This is a genomic window from Enterococcus canis NBRC 100695 (assembly GCF_001544375.1).
GTDB lineage: Bacteria > Bacillota > Bacilli > Lactobacillales > Enterococcaceae > Enterococcus_H > Enterococcus_H canis.
On record NZ_BCQJ01000011.1, the window covers coordinates 1 to 17,106 of the forward strand.

At 44.5% G+C, this 17,106-nt stretch carries 17 protein-coding genes, 1 pseudogene and 1 other annotated feature; of the genes and pseudogenes, 9 read left to right on the forward strand and 9 right to left on the reverse strand.

The genetic code is table 11. The annotated features are described in order from the left end of the window. From ECA01S_RS12055 to infC, 8 genes are all read right to left on the reverse strand, one after another. Positions 1–1,941: glycoside hydrolase family 3 protein (locus tag ECA01S_RS12055; RefSeq protein ID WP_067395893.1), on the reverse strand; the 1,941-nt coding region annotated here is incomplete at its 3' end. A 183-nt stretch (positions 1,942–2,124) separates the two neighbouring features. Continuing rightward, complete coding sequence (locus ECA01S_RS12060) at positions 2,125–2,958, reverse strand: energy-coupling factor transporter transmembrane component T family protein (protein WP_067395895.1); 834 nt, start codon at positions 2,956–2,958, stop codon at positions 2,125–2,127. Next, positions 2,948–4,651 (reverse strand): ABC transporter ATP-binding protein, encoded by a 1,704-nt coding sequence (locus tag ECA01S_RS12065; RefSeq protein ID WP_067395898.1) that lies wholly within the window; start codon positions 4,649–4,651, stop codon positions 2,948–2,950. Before ECA01S_RS12065 ends, ECA01S_RS12060 begins: the two co-directional genes overlap by 11 nt. Positions 4,652–4,664: 13 nt before the next feature. Beyond that, a complete protein-coding gene (locus tag ECA01S_RS12070) occupies positions 4,665–5,216 on the reverse strand; it encodes an ECF-type riboflavin transporter substrate-binding protein (RefSeq protein WP_067395900.1) in 552 nt (183 codons plus the stop codon). Continuing rightward, positions 5,213–6,061, reverse strand: a complete 849-nt coding sequence (locus tag ECA01S_RS12075; protein ID WP_067395903.1) for an SAM hydrolase/SAM-dependent halogenase family protein — start codon at positions 6,059–6,061, stop codon at positions 5,213–5,215. Before ECA01S_RS12075 ends, ECA01S_RS12070 begins: the two co-directional genes overlap by 4 nt. A gap of 44 nt (positions 6,062–6,105) precedes the next feature. Next, positions 6,106–6,342 (reverse strand) — a binding site (T-box leader). A gap of 297 nt (positions 6,343–6,639) precedes the next feature. Then, a complete protein-coding gene (gene rplT, locus ECA01S_RS12080; protein WP_067395905.1) occupies positions 6,640–6,999 on the reverse strand; it encodes a 50S ribosomal protein L20 in 360 nt (119 codons plus the stop codon). A gap of 75 nt (positions 7,000–7,074) precedes the next feature. Next, positions 7,075–7,275 (reverse strand): 50S ribosomal protein L35, encoded by a 201-nt coding sequence (gene rpmI / locus ECA01S_RS12085; protein WP_067395907.1) that lies wholly within the window; start codon positions 7,273–7,275, stop codon positions 7,075–7,077. Positions 7,276–7,324: 49 nt separating this feature from the next. After that, positions 7,325–7,846 carry a translation initiation factor IF-3 gene (gene infC / locus ECA01S_RS12090; RefSeq protein WP_067395910.1) on the reverse strand — a complete coding sequence of 174 codons (522 nt, stop codon included), beginning with the start codon at positions 7,844–7,846 and terminating at the stop codon, positions 7,325–7,327. Between the two features lie 288 nt (positions 7,847–8,134). On the opposite strand from infC, the pseudogene ECA01S_RS12095 reads away from it, so the two are divergent. Both ECA01S_RS12095 and ECA01S_RS12100 read left to right on the forward strand, forming a co-directional pair. Continuing rightward, positions 8,135–9,169 (forward strand): annotated as a pseudogene (locus ECA01S_RS12095) (FUSC family protein). A 49-nt stretch (positions 9,170–9,218) separates the two neighbouring features. Continuing rightward, positions 9,219–9,851: a pentapeptide repeat-containing protein gene (locus tag ECA01S_RS12100; RefSeq protein WP_067395912.1), complete on the forward strand. Its 633-nt coding sequence runs from the start codon at positions 9,219–9,221 to the stop codon at positions 9,849–9,851. 178 nt (positions 9,852–10,029) lie between these two features. Here ECA01S_RS12100 and ECA01S_RS12105 read toward each other — a convergent pair whose 3' ends face one another. Then, positions 10,030–10,686 (reverse strand): deoxynucleoside kinase, encoded by a 657-nt coding sequence (locus ECA01S_RS12105; protein WP_071858951.1) that lies wholly within the window; start codon positions 10,684–10,686, stop codon positions 10,030–10,032. Between the two features lie 282 nt (positions 10,687–10,968). Between ECA01S_RS12105 and ECA01S_RS12110 the strand changes: the two genes are divergently transcribed. The 7 genes from ECA01S_RS12110 to ECA01S_RS12140 are packed head-to-tail and all read left to right on the forward strand — an operon-like array spanning position 10,969 to position 17,094. After that, the gene (locus ECA01S_RS12110; protein WP_067395917.1) at positions 10,969–11,193 is read left to right on the forward strand and encodes a hypothetical protein; all 225 of its coding nucleotides are present in this window, start codon (positions 10,969–10,971) and stop codon (positions 11,191–11,193) included. Next, complete coding sequence (locus ECA01S_RS12115; protein ID WP_143139589.1) at positions 11,194–12,546, forward strand: tripartite tricarboxylate transporter permease; 1,353 nt, start codon at positions 11,194–11,196, stop codon at positions 12,544–12,546. Between the two features lie 12 nt (positions 12,547–12,558). After that, entirely contained in the window at positions 12,559–13,497 is a 939-nt protein-coding gene (mvk, locus tag ECA01S_RS12120; protein WP_067395919.1) for a mevalonate kinase, read from the forward strand. Beyond that, positions 13,487–14,455 carry a diphosphomevalonate decarboxylase gene (gene mvaD / locus ECA01S_RS12125; protein ID WP_067395922.1) on the forward strand — a complete coding sequence of 323 codons (969 nt, stop codon included), beginning with the start codon at positions 13,487–13,489 and terminating at the stop codon, positions 14,453–14,455. Before mvk ends, mvaD begins: the two co-directional genes overlap by 11 nt. Positions 14,456–14,457: 2 nt before the next feature. Continuing rightward, positions 14,458–15,534 (forward strand): phosphomevalonate kinase, encoded by a 1,077-nt coding sequence (locus ECA01S_RS12130; RefSeq protein WP_067395924.1) that lies wholly within the window; start codon positions 14,458–14,460, stop codon positions 15,532–15,534. Next, positions 15,531–16,559, forward strand: coding sequence for a type 2 isopentenyl-diphosphate Delta-isomerase (gene fni, locus ECA01S_RS12135; protein ID WP_067395927.1), 1,029 nt, complete (start codon positions 15,531–15,533; stop codon positions 16,557–16,559). Before ECA01S_RS12130 ends, fni begins: the two co-directional genes overlap by 4 nt. A gap of 22 nt (positions 16,560–16,581) precedes the next feature. After that, positions 16,582–17,094 (forward strand): GNAT family N-acetyltransferase, encoded by a 513-nt coding sequence (locus ECA01S_RS12140; RefSeq protein WP_067395929.1) that lies wholly within the window; start codon positions 16,582–16,584, stop codon positions 17,092–17,094. Positions 17,095–17,106: the final 12 nt, after the last annotated feature.

Consider the following 17,106-nt stretch of genomic DNA (forward strand, 5'->3'; position numbering starts at 1 on the left):
CGGCACAAAGGGATTCTTGGTCATAACTGCCACAATAATCGGTTTCCCTGGCATAGCTACGGCCGTTTCCTCAATGATGGTTAAATCCGCATGGTTAGAGGGCTGATTTTCCTGATGGCGATACGTCCGGTCGACAATTTCATCATGAGGGTCTTGCCCAATACTACTTGCTCGTGCTAACTCCGCCCGATACGAGGTGTATTGCAGTGAGATTGGCTTGTAGCCAGCATGATCGTAGCCTTCTGTATGAGGAGACTCGATACAAATCAAGGCGACCTCCGCGTCAGCCGGATCGTCACAGAACGTAAAGAATTGATTCACTAATGTTTTTGATAACGGTTTGACTTCATGAGCCGGAATTGTTTGACCAAACCAGTTTTGCGTTGCGTCAATGCGGCGGTTAGGCACATAAACTTTGGTGCCCTTGGCTAATGGTAAGACACCATTATTTTTCAATAAGACCACCGATTTCTGCTGTGCTTGGTAGCCTTTTTCGACAAATTCTTTTTTCGCAACTGTTGCTTGCGTCACTTTAGGATCGGTATAAGGATTTTCAAAAAGACCACATTGAAAAACATTTCGTAAAAGCCGCGTGGCACTGGCCTCAAAGCGGGCCCGAATTGCTGCCTCGCCTAATTCTTGACGACCTTTTTCATAAGCAGCTAAAACAGGCGCCAAGTCATTGTTGCCACCAAATTGGTCAACACCTGCCAATAAAGCTTTATAGTGACGATCATCTACCGACAGCTCTTCGACACCCCAGCATTTGCCACCGATAAAGCTGTCCATCCGTTCCACATCGCCTGTAATGCCCCAATCAGTGCAGACTACGCCATCATAATCATAACGTTCCCGTAATAGATCAGTGATAATTGTCTTGTTGAAACCATTCCCTACGTTTTCAGCAGTTTGCTCGTATGAAATCGTATAGTAGGGCATAACAGCCGCCGCTTTTTCAGTGCCGCCAGTTAAAGCAAACGCACCTTCCGTAAAGGGCTTCAGGTGTTCTTGAAATTGATTCTCTGGATAAACAGCAAACTTGCCGTACGCATAATGGGCATCGCGACCAGCTTCACCTGTACCACCTCCCGGCCAGTGCTTCACCATCGCATTCACCGACTGTTGGCCCCAACCGACTGCTGTTGTCGTTTGCAAACCGTCACAAAAGGCCTTGGCCATATCAGTTGCTAAGGCGGTGTGTTCACTAAAACAACCGGAAAACCGCATCCAGCGGGGATCAGTGGCTAAATCGATTTGCGGTGAAAGTGCCGTTGCAATGCCTAGCGCCCGGTATTCTTCTGCCACGATTTGACCATATTCGGCCGCCAGCTCAGGATCAAAGGTTGCAGCGATTCCCACTGAATCGGGCCACTTGGAAATATCTGCACCTGCGCCGGCATCAAACTCGCTTTCTCCAGAAACACCATGCCGTGGATCTGAACTAATATTGGCAGGTATTCCCAAGCCATTGCCTTCACAAAAAGCCTGAACTTCATTGTTCCATTTTGCCGCCGTAACAGCATCATCCACTACGGTTAACAAAAGATGACGAATACGGTCTTCTTTAATGATGGCCTGCTGCTGATCCGTCAGCTGCCAGACTTGCGCCTCACTTTCCGCTAAAGGTTTCCCTTCATAGGTACCACCAAACTGTTTAGAAAAAGCATCCTGTTTGCTGGAAACAGCCAAATGCTTACTGTAAAGCATCAAGCCCCCGATATCTTCGATGGATAGCTGACTGACTAAATCTTTAATTCTCTCAGCTTGCGGTAGCCGCCAATCTTCATATGGGTCCAGCTTGCCATTTTTATTGAGATCTTTAAAAGCAAAGCCATCGACTTCTAATAAGGCAACACCGCTATTACGGCCATAGGTCAAGGTTGCGCCGCCTTCATTTTCCACAACATAAAACTGTTCATGGGTAGTTACTTTATACGTCATAAGAACTCCTCTGTTATCTTAGTTATTTTTTGTGTGCGTTTTCATTTTCAGTTTACGTGTTTCAAGGAGAGGTTTCAAGGTGAATTAACAAAATATCCATATCACTTGCGTTATTTAAATATTTAAAAAAAGACAGGCACCACTGTCCGCTACTAGCGAGACAATGACACCTGCTTCAACTATTTAGTGAAAAGGATTGTAAAAGCGGCCTTGGTTGAGATAAAGCAAACTAACACCAATTAGCGTGATGCCCAGCACTACGATAATTGCCAATTTATCTTGTCGGTTCAACGGACGACTCATATACCAGCTGCGGGTGGCCTTTTTCCCAAAACGGCGCAACTCCATCGCTGAAGAAATCGTATCGATTCGTTCAAGACTTGAAAAAATCAGCGGCAACGCAATAGCAAGATTGCCCCGTACGCGTTTCAGCAGAGGCGCCTTGCTGGAAATTTCATTACCTCGCGCTTGCTGCGCTTTAGAAATCGTACGAAAGTCTTCTTGAATATCGGGAATATAGCGTAATGCCAAAGCAAAAGCATAGGCAATCTTATAGGACAGGCCAATGCGATTCAAACTAGCAGCTAGCTCACTAGGATTGGTGGTCATGAGAAAAATCAAGCCAGGTGGAATCGTCACGAAATATTTGATCAATAGATTCAGTTCATAAAAAAGCTGTTCTTGGGTCAAGGTAAAGCGACCAATACCTTCAAAAATCACATGACGCGTGCCGTAAATTTCGACCCCATATTCCGGTGCAAAAACGTAGACCGCCAAAAGGTTCAATAATGAAAAGGCCGCGATGAATTTTAAGACAAAGGAGATTTCCCGATAACGAATCTTTGCTAAGCGGAAAATAAGAATTGAAAAGACGGCTAAGCCCAATAAAAAGCGCGTATCGTAAGAGACCATGCCGATAACCGAGATTAGCAAGAAGCAGACTAATTTGGCAAAGCCACTTAGATCATGAATCGGCGTGTCCTTTTGCGTATAGCCAATCAAATGACTATTTTCCATAAGCTTCCCGCCTTTCCTTTTCAATAAACGCTTCAACAAAGCCTGCTGCATCGGGCAATTGATTATTATGGGCCAAGTAATAAAGACTAGTAGCCCGCAGACTCGCCTCTTGCGTTAAGGATTCCGATGATAGAACGGCAGCAGGCAAGCGGTCCGCTAACAAGCGGCCACCCTTTAATACTAATGTACGGTGAGTATATTCCAGCATCAAATGCATATCATGGGTAATCATTAAAATAGTGATTCCCTGTTGATTCAATTGTTGCAGAAAATCCATCATCTCGCTATAATGCCGATGATCTTGCCCCGCCGTTGGTTCATCTAAAATAATCATTTCTGGTTCTAATACTAGGATCGCAGCAATGGCCACGCGGCGTTTCTGACCGTGACTTAGGGCCGATAAAGGCCAATTCCGAAACGGATACAAGCCGCAAACTTTTAAGGTTTGGTCGACTCTGACCGCAATCTCTTCTTCCGCAACTTGCCGGTTACGCAAACCTAAAGCTACTTCATCATAAAGTTGGGTTTTCGACAGCATTTGATTACTATTCTGCAAAACATAGCCGATTTTTTCCGCCCGCTCCTTGATGGAATCCTTTAGAATACTTTGACCTTTCCACAGGATATCCCCAGAGGTAGGTGCATAAAAGCCCGTAATCAAATTGGATAAGGTTGATTTGCCGGCACCATTATGCCCCACCAAGCTAATCATTTCCCCTCGTTGGATGGTCAGATCCAGCTGATCAATAATGGCTTGTCCTGGCCGATACCCAAAGCTTAGCTGACGTAATTCTAAAAGCGGCTCTTGGATGGGTGCAATTGGTGCCACCGCTTCTACGAAATGTTGCGACAGGTCCTTGGCAATCTCCGGCGAGACTAGCGCTGAAACCTTAGTCAAATCTGGATAATGGGTTAAATCCACGCCCGCTTCTTTCAAAGCCGTTAAATACAGTGGTTCGCGAATCCCATATTCCTGTAAAAGATTTTGACGTAACAATTCACTTGGCGGTAAATCAGCGATAATCTGGCCTTCGTCCATTAAAATGATGCGGTCTACCGGCGCTTGCAAGACTTCCTCTAAGCGGTGTTCAATAATGATTGTAGTGAAAGCACTACTTTGATATAGACGGTCAATCAGTTGAATCGAGTCATAGCCTGCTTGTGGATCAAGATTAGCCAATGGTTCATCAAACAATAGGATTGGCGTTTCATCAATCAAGACCCCCGCAATCGTCACCCGCTGTTTTTGCCCGCCAGACAACTCTTGGGGACGCTTTTCCAACTGACTGGCAATCGCGGTCTGCTCCGCCCAATGTTTGACTGCTCGTTGCATTGTCGTTTGATCCACCGCTTCATTTTCCAATGAAAAAGCAATATCTTCCTTCACCGTCAAGCCTACAAACTGGCTATCGGTGTCCTGCAACACCGTGCCGACTTCTAAGGAGAGATCATAAATTGACGCTTCACTGAAGTTTTTTCCATTGATTACCAAAGAGCCGGTAAAGGTTCCTTGATCATTTTGGGGAATGATACCATTTAGGCATTTACCCAAGGTCGATTTTCCCGAGCCACTGGCACCGACGATGAGGATTTTTTCTCCTTCATGAATCGTTAAATTGATTTGTTTCAATGTTGGCTCGGCTTGCGCGTCATATTGAAAACTAAAATTATTGAATTCGATTATTTTCTTCATTTGCTCACATTCTTTAATCAGATTCCTTGGTTAAGCTGCCCTTTTTGGTTTTTGTTTGAGCATACGCCTTCAACAAGATAACCCCAATTATCCCAGTCACAATCGCATTGGTCAATCCCGCCACGACGCCTTGCGTAAATACTTTGCTAGGGGCTTCCGCATAGATTAAGATATCCCCAATAGGCGCGATCAAAATCCATACCACCAGATTGGCAATCGTTTCACCGACTAAGAAAGTCACGATTTCTTTTTTACCGAAGATGCCTTCGTTGATAGGAATCCGTTTTGCCAGTAATCCGAAGAAGACACCTAAAATACCAGAGGCGATAATCCAAGACCACCAAGCGCCATAAGTCGTCAAATCACCAATCGCATGCCCAATAAAACCAGCCAGTCCCGCAACCACCGGACCATAAATAACGCCTAATAGCGCTAAAAATGGATAAGCAGTGGCAATGTCCGTATTAGGAATACCCGTGGGGATCGTTACGAAACGTTTCAAAATGAAAAAGACCGCGGCCCCAATCCCAATCGCTACAATATGTTTTACAGTAAATTTTCTCATGCTTCTCTCTCCTTCGTAATGATGATTTTCCAAGCAGTTCCGGTACCAATTTTATAAGTTTCTGCAAATGAACCTAAGTTGATGCCTAGTCCAACATTCAGTAATGAATTGATATAGAGTACGGCTTCTTTTTCGGCCACCTGTGCAAAAGAACGGCCGAAAGTCACTCGATCTTCATAGCGTAAAACTTCACCTTCATAGATTTTCACCAAGAAACGATCCCCGTAGGCCACTTGCCATTCCTTGAAAAAGGCTAACGGAATGTTGGTCCACAATGAGCCAAAACGAACATCTAAAATATCGATAGAACCGCTAATTTTGTCTGGCGTTTGGGTTGGCTCCACTAATGGGAAGCGCGTCACTTCATCTAGCAATAGTTCTGCTCCCAGTTCCTCAAAAGATACTTTGCCACTAGCCAAACGGGCGCCATTATACATATAGACATCACGACCGTGGAAGGTATGACTTTCACTGGAACCAGCTAAACGCTGCGTCGCTTCATCAATTTGACGAACCGATTCGATACCAGTATAGGTAGCTAGATAAGTCAAGGTGCCATTATCCGGCGTGATAATATATTGCCCACCAGCTAATTTTGCGACAATACTGCGGCGCTCTGAACCCACCCCAGGATCCACTACAGAAACAAACACAGTCCCCGCCGGCCAATACATCGCACTTTGAAACAAGCGATAACTGGCATCATGAATATTATACGGCTCAATCTCATGGGTTAAATTCGTAATCGTCAACTCCGGCTCTACTTGATAAGCCACCCCATACATGGCATTGACCGCCCCATCTTGTAACCCAAAATCCGTTTGTACCACTAAAAAACTCGCCATTCTTTTTCCTCCTTTACAAATAAAAAATGCCCCTAGCGTAATTTGCTAAGGGCATTAAGAATGCGTGACCACCTTTGTTCGTAAGATCCTCGCGAACCTTACCTCTGCCAGTACCCGAAAGTCGGAGACTGCTGCCTGTTAACGGGGCATCCGTATTTCCTTCATTATTCAGGAAATCCGCTCAAAAGCCATTTTCAAATCAACAATCATCATCCCTTCTCACCAACTGGGACTCTCTTAGCATGACCTGTTCACTTTACTTTCTTTCTCATCGCGTTTCGTATGATTTTCATAAATTTATCAGAAAATTTCAAACTTGTCAACGGGGGTTATCCTCGAAAATAGCAAGTTATCTAGGAGTCATCCATAAACTGCCCTTTCGCGACTTTGTTCTATTTTTATAAAAACGACATTTATTAAAATAGAACGTCTCTAACGAGTAATGTACTTGGCTATTTTATAAATTGAGCTAAAAGTAAATTTTGATTTTTCCACTACTACCAAGAAAGAAATTTAGACCAAAAGAAAAACCCCACTCAATATGAGCGGGGTTACTATTGCATAATCAACGTTTAAGCTTATTTAGCTAAAGCGTCTTTTGCTTGGTCAGCAAGCATAGTAAATGCAGCTGCATCGTTAACTGCTAAGTCAGCTAACATTTTGCGGTTGATATCGATCTCTGCCAATTTCAAACCATGCATCAATTTAGAATAGCTTAAGCCATTCATACGAGCCGCAGCGTTGATACGTGCGATCCACAATTTACGGAAGTCGCGTTTCTTTTGGCGACGATCGCGATATGCGTAGTTGTATGAATTCATTACTTGTTCTTTTGCTGTTTTAAATAGGGTATGTTTTGAACCGTAGTATCCTTTTGCTAATTTAAGGATCTTTTTACGACGTTTGCGGGTTACTGTTCCACCTTTAACACGTGCCATGTTTAATTCCTCCTAAGATTTTCAAATTAAAGTTTCAATTACGCCAGCAAAGCTGTGCGGGTCAAATGACGCTGATTAGCGCATTTGAGAAAGTTGTTGACGAATACGTTTAAAATCGCCAGCTGATACCATGCTTGCTTTACGCAATTGACGGCGTTGTTTCTTCGTTTTCCCGTGGAAACGGTGACTTGTAAACGCGCGACCTCTTTTTAATCCGCCGCCACCAGTACGTTTGAAACGTTTTGCTGATCCGCGGTGTGTTTTTTGTTTTGGCATGACTAATTTCCTCCTCAAAATCTTTGTTCACTGAACTATTCAGCTTAGCTTACTTGTCGTTTTTCGGTGCGAGCGTCAAAAACATGCTACGACCGTCCATTTTCGCTTTTTGTTCCACAGTTGCAATGTCAGCTGTTTCTTCAGCCAAGCGATCAAGGACTTTCTGACCAATTTCTTTGTGGGTAATGGCACGGCCTTTGAAACGGATCGAAGCTTTCACTTTATCCCCTTTTTCCAAGAATTTACGTGCATTGCGAAGTTTTGTATTAAAGTCATTTACGTCAATCGTTGGACTTAAACGAACTTCTTTAATATTGATCACTTTTTGTTTTTTGCGTGCTTCACGAGTTTTCTTCTGTTGTTCAAAACGGAATTTCCCGTAATCCATGATTCGCGCAACTGGCGGTTTCGCTGTTGGTGCGACTAAAACCAAGTCTAAATTCGCTTGTTCTGCGATTTTTAAAGCTTCAACTTTAGATTTAACACCTAATTGTTCACCGTCTTGTCCGATCAAACGCAATTCGCGTGCACGAATGCCGTCGTTCACCATCATATCCTTTGCTATGGTCATTCACCTCCAAGTTTTTTAAGCGAGAAAGAGCGGAAACGGTGGAATCCAAGGCACAAAAAAAGTTCTGCTTACACAGAACCCGCAATGATACCATAAGGAATCCATTATCTAGCCCAGCGACGATGGTCAGCTAAGGCGAGAAGCGGGTGCTTCTGCTTTCATTTCTCAACTTTAACAGTATACCTTGTTTAAAAGTTCTTGTCAACCCTTTGCTTCACGCTGTTTTCTGAAAATTTCTTTTGCTTATTTCCAAGTTTTGGTGTTACCCTATAAGAAAGGAGTGTTTCTATGCATCTACAAGATCTTTGGCTTTTCCATCAAACAAAAACCAACTGGTACCAACTAATCGGCGCCGGTTGTTGTATGCTGACTGTGTTATTGACCGGTTTTTTCTTACATGATATGGCTTTCGCTAGTTTTGCCTCGCTGGGAATTTTTACTTTCCTTTATTATCAGCCGCTACCTAAAAAGCAGCAATTACAGCGACTTAGCTTGATTGGGGCAGCTCTTTTAATGGGCCACCTCTTAGGTATGCTGGCGACGCATTGGCAATGAGCCGTTCCTTTAGTGGTTGGCATGATTGCCTTTCTTAGCCGTTTGCTTTTCCGTTTAGCGGAGATTCGTAAGCCAGGTCCCTTTTTCATTGTAATGGTCACGGCTATGGGGAGCAGCACTCAGATCCCCCTCAGTCAACTGCCCGCCACTAGCTTAGCCGTTGCTTTCGGCATTCTAATTGCAATCGGTGTCGCCTGCTGCCTCCCTAGCTCGACACAAGCCTTACCAGCTTTTTCCTTCAAAGAACAGTTGAATCATGACCCCGCTGCTTTACTCGATGCCCTATTTTACGGGGCTATCCTATTCTTCGCTGTCTATCTTAGTCAAAGTTTCCACCTGCATAATCCTTACTGGCTCACGGTTTCCTGTGCCGCCATCCTACAAGGTGATAATTTACGCCATATGCTAGCCCGTAACAACCAACGCATTTTTGGTACCACCATTGGACTCATCATTGCGGCTTTATTGCTTAGTCTGCCATTGCCAACAATCGTCATGATTTTGATGATTACCTTGTTCTTTGTCACCGTGGAATTTTTCGTCAAAAGAAACTATGCCGTCGCCAATTTCTTTTCCACACCAATGGCGCTAATGTTAGCTATGTTGGCTAAGCAGCAGTATCTCTATTCCCTCGTGCAATATCGTTTTTTGGGTATTGTATTAGGAAGTCTCCTAGGTCTTTTAGCCGCTTGGCTCATGACAACTGTTTTACGTTTCTACAACCGCGCTTTCCATCTGCATGAAACTTTCGAGCAAGATTCTGACTAATTCTTTTATCCACTGGGGACACTTGCTATAATCAAATAGGAGGTGTCTCATGAAGAAAACAAAAATCAAAGAACCACTGTTGCCCAGCTTAGAAGAGTTGCCGGTAACTTTGAAGGACGAGACCTTGATTGAACAAACCTTGTTGCAACAACAAGATTATTCTTATAGCCATTACACCAATTTAGTGATTCGTGAAAGCCATTTGAAACAAGTTTTCTGGGGCCACAGTCGCTTAGAACGTTTTGAATGCAGTAATGTCATTTTTGAAAAATGCGACCTGTCTAATCTCGAATGGATTGGGGCCAGCTTTCACCAGGTTGTCTTTAAGCAATGTAAGTTGGTGGGTACTAATTTCGCTGAAAGCTTCTTGCGGGATGTCCGTTTTGAAGATTGTTTAGGCAATTTAGCTTCTTTTAGTATGACAAATCTAAAGGCGGTAGCTTTTCAAGACTGCCAACTACCAGAAAGCGAGTTCTATGAGTTGAAATGGCAAAATTTGAACTTGGCTGGTTGCGAATTGACTGGCTCTAACTGGTTTCGCACGAAGCTGGCTGGTTTAGATTTCACGAGAAATTCTTTTGAGCAAATCGCCTTTTCTCAGGAATTATTAAAAGGACTTAAGGTGAATCAAGAACAGGCGTTGATTATTGCGGCTGGCTTAGGAATTCAAATTGAAGATTAAAGAGGTTGGGACAGAAGCGTCTAACTCCGAGAAATAAGAAGGACTACACGGAAATTGCTCTTCAAATTTTTGTGTAGTCCAGCTTATTTCCGAAGGAGTTGCTTCTGCTTCCACCGTTTATTCGGATAGAAAGAAGAGTCTGGAGCATAACTTTTTGAGTTATGTTCCAGACTCTCTTTTAAGCCGTTACCCCTGAACGGATTTCTGCTAATTTTTCATCAATCACGCCTAAGACATAGTCTCGTGCTAATGGATCTTCCACAAAGTTATGACGGTCGCCGTCGATCTGAATCTTAGGACTTTCATTGTACGCCTCAAACCAAGCATCATAGCGTTTGTTTAATTCTTTATAATAGTCGTATAAGCTGGGGTCAACTTCTAATTGTTCGTATTCCCGGCCACGTTTTTGAATCCGTTCCAACATGGTCTCAAAGGAAACCCGGATATGCACTAACAAATCTGGATGTTTTTTATGCGCTGCGTAGGGCAACTCTTCCATCATGTTCGCTAATAGCGCATCATAGGTCCGAACCTCGACGTCACTAGCCCGACCAAGGTCAGCATTTAAATGGAACAACAGTGAATCCTCATAAATCGAGCGGTCCAAGACATTATCATCATCCTGCATCGCTTGTTTGATACTAGCAAAGCGTTTATTCAAAAAGTAAATTTGCAATAAAAACGCATATTTCTCTGGGTCTGCATAAAACTTTGGTAAAACTTCATTATCATCGATTGCTTCATAAAATGCTTGGCTACCTAAATGGTCCGCCAACATTTCTGTTAAGCTTGATTTTCCCGCACCAATCGTGCCCGCTAATACAATCACGCTCATACCCTCCAACTCACATTCTCACTAAATATTGTATAAAATAATCACATAGGCTACTATACCCCCCACATATTGGGGTGTCAAACAAAAGTTTTTTAAACTATTTGCGCATATTTTTTTTGGTTATTTCTTTCTCTTCAATTCTCCACTTTTTTAAAAAATCAACTGTTATTTCTTAAAAAATTCATTAAAGATTCACATATTAAGCGCGAAGAATTGTTTCCAAGGAAGCTTTTCAGTACAATAGTTGAGTGAGAATTACTCTCAATACAAGGAGGAAACAACATGAAAGACAATATCGAAATCTGGGGTGACGCAGTCTCATTGAAAGACTTGATTCGCGCTATCCTGTTCTGTGTAGTCCCCACTATGGGTGCCTACTTTATTGCACCAGCCGGGGATACCACTAAACAATTATTTTTCGGCTTAGGCGGCGCCGTAGTTGGCTTTATCTTAGCGGCGGTTTTCATTAAGCCCAAACGTCATGTAGTCGAGAAGGAGGCGGAATAGGTGGATTTTGCGTTACTAGGTCAAATGCTCATCGCCGTGTTAGCGGCGGTCGTTTTGTACAGCTTTATCGGATTCGTTCCTGGTACTGATGAAACATCTGTCTTGATGCCTATCACATTAGCCGTCGTGCTATCAGGCGTTCAACCTATCGTTGTCTTGGCATTTTTCATTTCTGCTATTGTTACTCTTAATTTAATGAATGCCATTCCGACCGCTTTAGTAGGTCTACCTGGCGGCGTCATGTCTACGCCAATGATTGAGCATGCGCTCTTTTTAAAAGAAAAAGGCTTAGCAGCCATCAGTATTCGTAAAATGGCGACTGGCTCCATCATCGGAACTATTGTGGCTATTCCTGTCAGTCTCTTATTGGCAAATATCCTAGCACCCTTCTCGGAAGTCGTAAAAGACTATGCTTCGCTATTATTTGTAATTGGCGCTATCTTCCTGTCACTGATTGGAAAGAATAAAATTTTAGCGCTGGTTTCCATTATTCCACTAGCCTTACTGTTCCAAGGCTTACGCTATCTTTATTGGGGCATCGGCGTGGTACCGCAGGAAAAAACGGTCACCACTTCTTTCTTCTTAGGTATCACGATTGGACCGTTAATTTTGTCCCTTCTTTCCCTATTAAATAAAAACAAACGGGAAAAGCTACCTAAGCTGCAGACTAAAACGATTGAGATTCAAACAGTCGATGAAAAAACGGCCTTAAAGCATCCCTTCCATTCTATTAGTAAAAAAGAGGCTGGTACTAGTGCCATCGTTTCACTTTTTTCAAACTTCCTCTTTTTCTTAAGTCCAGTGGGCTTGACGATCCTCTTTGGAGAAGCTGTCGCTGGTCGGGAAAAGGATCCTGTTAAAAAGGCCGGTATGGCAATTACCTCCATGAGCGCCTTGTCTCATGCTACTTATTTATCCGGCGTGATTATTCCGTTGATTGCTTTAGGTTTACCACTGTCTCCAGTAGCTGTTGGACCGGCTAACGCTTTATTTAACGCACCACCGGTTTTTAGTTTAGATCATAACTTGCATCACTTGTTATCTCGCGGTGAATTTGTCTTTGCCATTTTATTTGCGGCCATTATTGCCTCCGCGATTACTTATGTCATTGCCATGAAGTACGCTAGTCGTTTGACTGCTTTCGTGCTGAAAAAGATTCCCCATGAAGCCATCCTGGGTCTCTTTATGGCCTTTATTCTGCTATTAGCTTATATGGATGCGGGCTTGATCAATGTCTTTGGCGTCTTGTTAGTTGGCGTCGTTTGCGGTACATTAAATAAGATGGGGGTCAACTATGGTGTACAATTTATGATTTTGTACGCAGCCCCTTGGATCACGACTCATCTGATGTAAAGGAGCTACCACATGAATGCTACAGGATTCGGTGCAGCTAACGGAAAAATCATTTTAATGGGAGAGCACGCGGTTGTCTACGGAGAACCTGCGATTGCTCTGCCTTTTTCTGCTGTACAGCTATCAGCCGAGGTCACGGCGAGTCAAGCTTGGCAAATTGATTCCGTTTATCACCAAGGGCTTTTAGCTGATGCACCTCACCACCTTGAAAATATCAAACAACTTGTGCAAGAATTAGCGGCGGCTTGGCACTTAACGCCGTTAACGATTAAAATTACCAGTACAATCCCACCAGAACGAGGCATGGGTTCCAGTGCCGCGACGGCGGTGGCAGTCACTCGCGCTTTAGCCGATGCTGTTGGCCACGCCTTAACCACCACGGAACTACAAAAATGGGTCGCTATTGCGGAAAAAATTGCCCATGGCAACCCCAGTGGTATCGATGCGGCAGCTACTAGCGGTCTTAACCCAATTTACTTTATCAAAGGGGAACCTTTAACCGCTTTTCCCATGAATTTATCCCACGGCATCCTAGTGGTGGCAGATACAGGGATCAAAGGACAGACTCGCGGGGCGGTTAAGGACGTTGCCCACCTTTTTGAAACAACAAAAAAAGCGACGGCTCAAGCCATCACGACTTTAGGCCACTTGGCTAAAGCTAGCCGCGAAGCGATTTTAGCGGATGACTTAGACGCGCTAGGAGCTACGATGGATCAAGCACAAACTCTATTAAAACAATTGACTGTCAGCAACCAGTCGCTTGATGAATTAGTTGCTACTGCCAAAGTACAAGGCGCGTTAGGGGCCAAATTAACCGGTGGCGGTCGCGGTGGTTGCATGATTGCCCTCGCCCCAGACCAACAGACTGCCGACAAAATTCAACAAGCTCTAGCCACCAAAGCTGCGGCTACTTGGCAATTTAACCTAGGAGGCGACACCCATGAAGGGTAAGGCGCGTGCATATACGAATATCGCCCTGATTAAATATTGGGGTAAAACGGATGATGAGTTGATTTTACCTACTACTAGCAGCTTGTCCTTAACGCTAGACGCTTTCTATACAGAAACCAGTGTTACAGCGGCTGAAACAGAGCAATTCTTTTTAAATGGTCAGTTGCAAGATGCTTCCGCAACAAATAAAGTGCAAAAATTTGCCGATCTTTTCCGAGAATTAGCCGGGTCCACCCAGCCGCTTAAAATCGAAAGCACGAACTTTGTGCCAACTGCCGCGGGTCTAGCTTCTTCCGCCAGCGGCCTAGCCGCTTTAGCGGGAGCCTTGAATATGTATTTTGATTTGGCGCTTACCACCAGTGAATTATCACGCCTGACGCGCCGTGGCTCAGGTTCGGCCTGCCGTAGTATTTACGGCGGCTTTGCTGAATGGACCATGGGGGATGACCAAACTTCTTATGCCCGTCCTGTTGCGGATGATGGCTGGCATAATGACCTAGCGATGATTTTTATCCTCTTAGATGCCACGGAGAAAAAAGTCAGCAGTCGCGTTGGCATGAAGCGCACAGTCGAAACCTCCGCCTTTTATCCCGCATGGATCACTAGCTCCGCCACAGATTTAGTCGCTATGAAAGCTGCCATTGCGAAAAAAGACTTTCAGCGTCTTGGGGAAATTACTGAGGCCAGCACGTTGAAAATGCATGGCACGACGTTGGCAGCCGTCCCACCTTTTACCTACTGGAATGGCGAGACCGTTACGGCCATGGCCCATGTTCAGCAGCTGCGGGAACAAGGCTTTCCTTGCTACTTCACTATGGATGCCGGCCCTAATGTCAAAGTCTTAGTAGAAAAGAAAAATCAAGCCGCCGTGTTAGACTATCTACGTAATTTTTATACACAAGAACAGCTGGTAACAGCTACGGCTGGTCCCGGTATTGAGATGTGGAAGGAGGAGTAAAGATGATTGAAGCTACCGCCCCTGGCAAATTATTTATCGCCGGTGAATATGCCGTCGTTGAAGCCGGCCACCCAGCAATTTTAGTCGCGATTGATCAATTTATTACAGTTAAAATTGCGCCTGCTAAACAAGCAGGTAGTCTGCTATCCGAACAATATAGCGATTTCCCCGTACGTTGGACCCGGCAGAATAATGAATTGGTGCTGGATATTCGCGAAAATCCGTTTCACTATTTATTGGCTGCCATCCATGTTGTTGAAGCCTACGCTCAGGAACAAGGTAAAGCTTTACGCTTTTTTGATCTTATCGTAACGAGCGAATTAGACAATGCCAATGGCCGGAAGTATGGATTAGGTTCCAGTGGGGCCGTAACGGTTGCGACAGTCCAGGCTTTAGCTAAGTTTTACGGGTTGACGTTATCCAAGCTTGAGCAATTTAAGTTAGCTGCTCTAGCCCACTTGCGGGTTAAAGCTAACGGTTCATGTGGCGATATCGCCGCTAGTGTCTATGGTGGCTGGTTGGCTTTCACTACCTTTGATGCCGCTTGGGTTCACGCTCAAAAGGGAACTATTGGAGAATTATTACAAAAAGATTGGCCTAAGCTCTCAATTCAACCGCTGACGCCACCTGAAGATTTACGTCTTTTGATTGGCTGGACAGGTTCCCCAGCCTCTACCTCGCTCTTGGTGGATGAAGTTCATCAACAACGAGCCCACGTAGCTAAAGATTATCAGCAATTTCTTCAAGCCAGTCAGCTTTGTGTCGAGGCGATGATCCAAGGCTTTCACGCAAATGATTTAGCCTTGATCCAGACAAAAATCCGTGAAAATCGACACTTATTGCAAGCCCTCAGTCGCATCACTGGTGTCGCCATTGAGACACCTGCCTTGACGAAGCTTTGCGAATTAGCAGAAACCTATGAAGGAGCTGCTAAATCTTCAGGAGCTGGCGGTGGCGACTGTGGCATTGTGATTTTCAAACAAAAATCTGGCGTCTTGCCCTTAATTTCAGCTTGGGAAAAAAGCGGTATCACGCCGTTGCCGCTACACGTGTATGACCGGAAGGAGGATGACCTATGAACCGAAAAGACGAGCATGTCTCCTTAGCCCGCGCGTTCCATAAACCTACCTCAAATGGCTTTGACGACTTGCGTTTCATCCATCGTTCTTTACCAGAAATTACCGTTAGCGAAACCACAATTGAGACCTCCCTGTTTCAGCGAAAAATGCCACCTATCTATCTTAATGCCATGACCGGTGGTAGTGAGAAAACTAAAAAAATCAATCAACAGCTGGCATCTGCTGCCAAAAGAACCGGATTAATGATGGCCACAGGTTCGGTTTCGGCGGCTTTGAAAGATCCCACGCTAGCAGACACCTTCACTATTGTGCGGGAAACGAATCCCACCGGTGTGGTTCTAGCAAATATCGGAGCTGGTAAGACCTTAGGTGACGCCCAGCAAGCGGTAGAACTGTTAGCGGCTGACGCCTTACAAATCCACCTAAACGCGCCACAGGAACTAGTGATGCCTGAAGGTGACCGTGACTTTCGCGGCTGGTTAGCAGAAATTGCTGCCATTACAGCAAAGTTATCCGTACCTGTAATCGTAAAAGAAGTTGGCTTCGGCATGAGTCGCGAAACCGTTACGCAACTCATGTCCGCTGGCGTCACTTTTGTTGACCTTGGCGGTAGTGGCGGCACAGATTTTATTCAAATCGAAAATGCGCGCCGACCACAGCGGGAACTAACTGACTTATTAGGCTGGGGACTTTCTACCACTGAAAGCTTATTAGATACAGCGGGGCTCCCAATCACACGCCTAGCGTCAGGTGGCGTGCGCCAGCCTTTAGATGTCGTTAAAGCTCTAGCTTTGGGGGCTTCAGCTGTTGGGGTTGCCGCTACGTTCTTGCAAGAGCTGTTGTCCCACGGCGAAGATGCATTAGTTCTAATGATCCAACAATGGCTACAAGAAATCCAATTAATCATGACAATGTTAGGTGCCAAAGATCTGCAGCAACTACAAAAAGCTAAGCTAGTCATCAGTGGCAACACGAAAGATTTCTGTGATGCCCGCGAAATTTCCATCCAACCTTGGGCGCGCTAGCTCACATTGGGAGGCCGACCTTATGAAATTACGAACTGTCCAAAAACAAGATTATCCAGCAGTAGCCGAACTGATCAAAACTGCTTTTCAACAGAGCAAATATGGCTATCAGCAAGAAGCAGAATTAGTCGCTAAAATTCGACAATTACCTAGTTATTTACCAGACCTAGAAGTTGTCGCAGTGAACGACCACATTATCGGTCATGGTTTACTAAGCGAGGCTGTAATTACCGGCGATCAACCTTTGACAGGTCTAGTGTTAGCCCCATTAGCAGTGGCACCAGAAGTGCAAAATGGTGGCGTTGGTAGCGCGCTATTATTGAAATTAGAACAACGCGCTCAAACGAATGGCTATCCTTTCATCAGCATTTTAGGAGACCCTGACTATTATATGAAATTCGGCTATCAGACCGCCCATCCTTTAGGGATTCAAGCACCGTTTGAAGTACCAAGAGAAGCTTTTTTAATCAAAAGTTTACAGCTAGAACCACTGCCGGCAGGAATTATCCGTTATAACCAGGCTTTTGATGCCTAAAAAACCTCACAT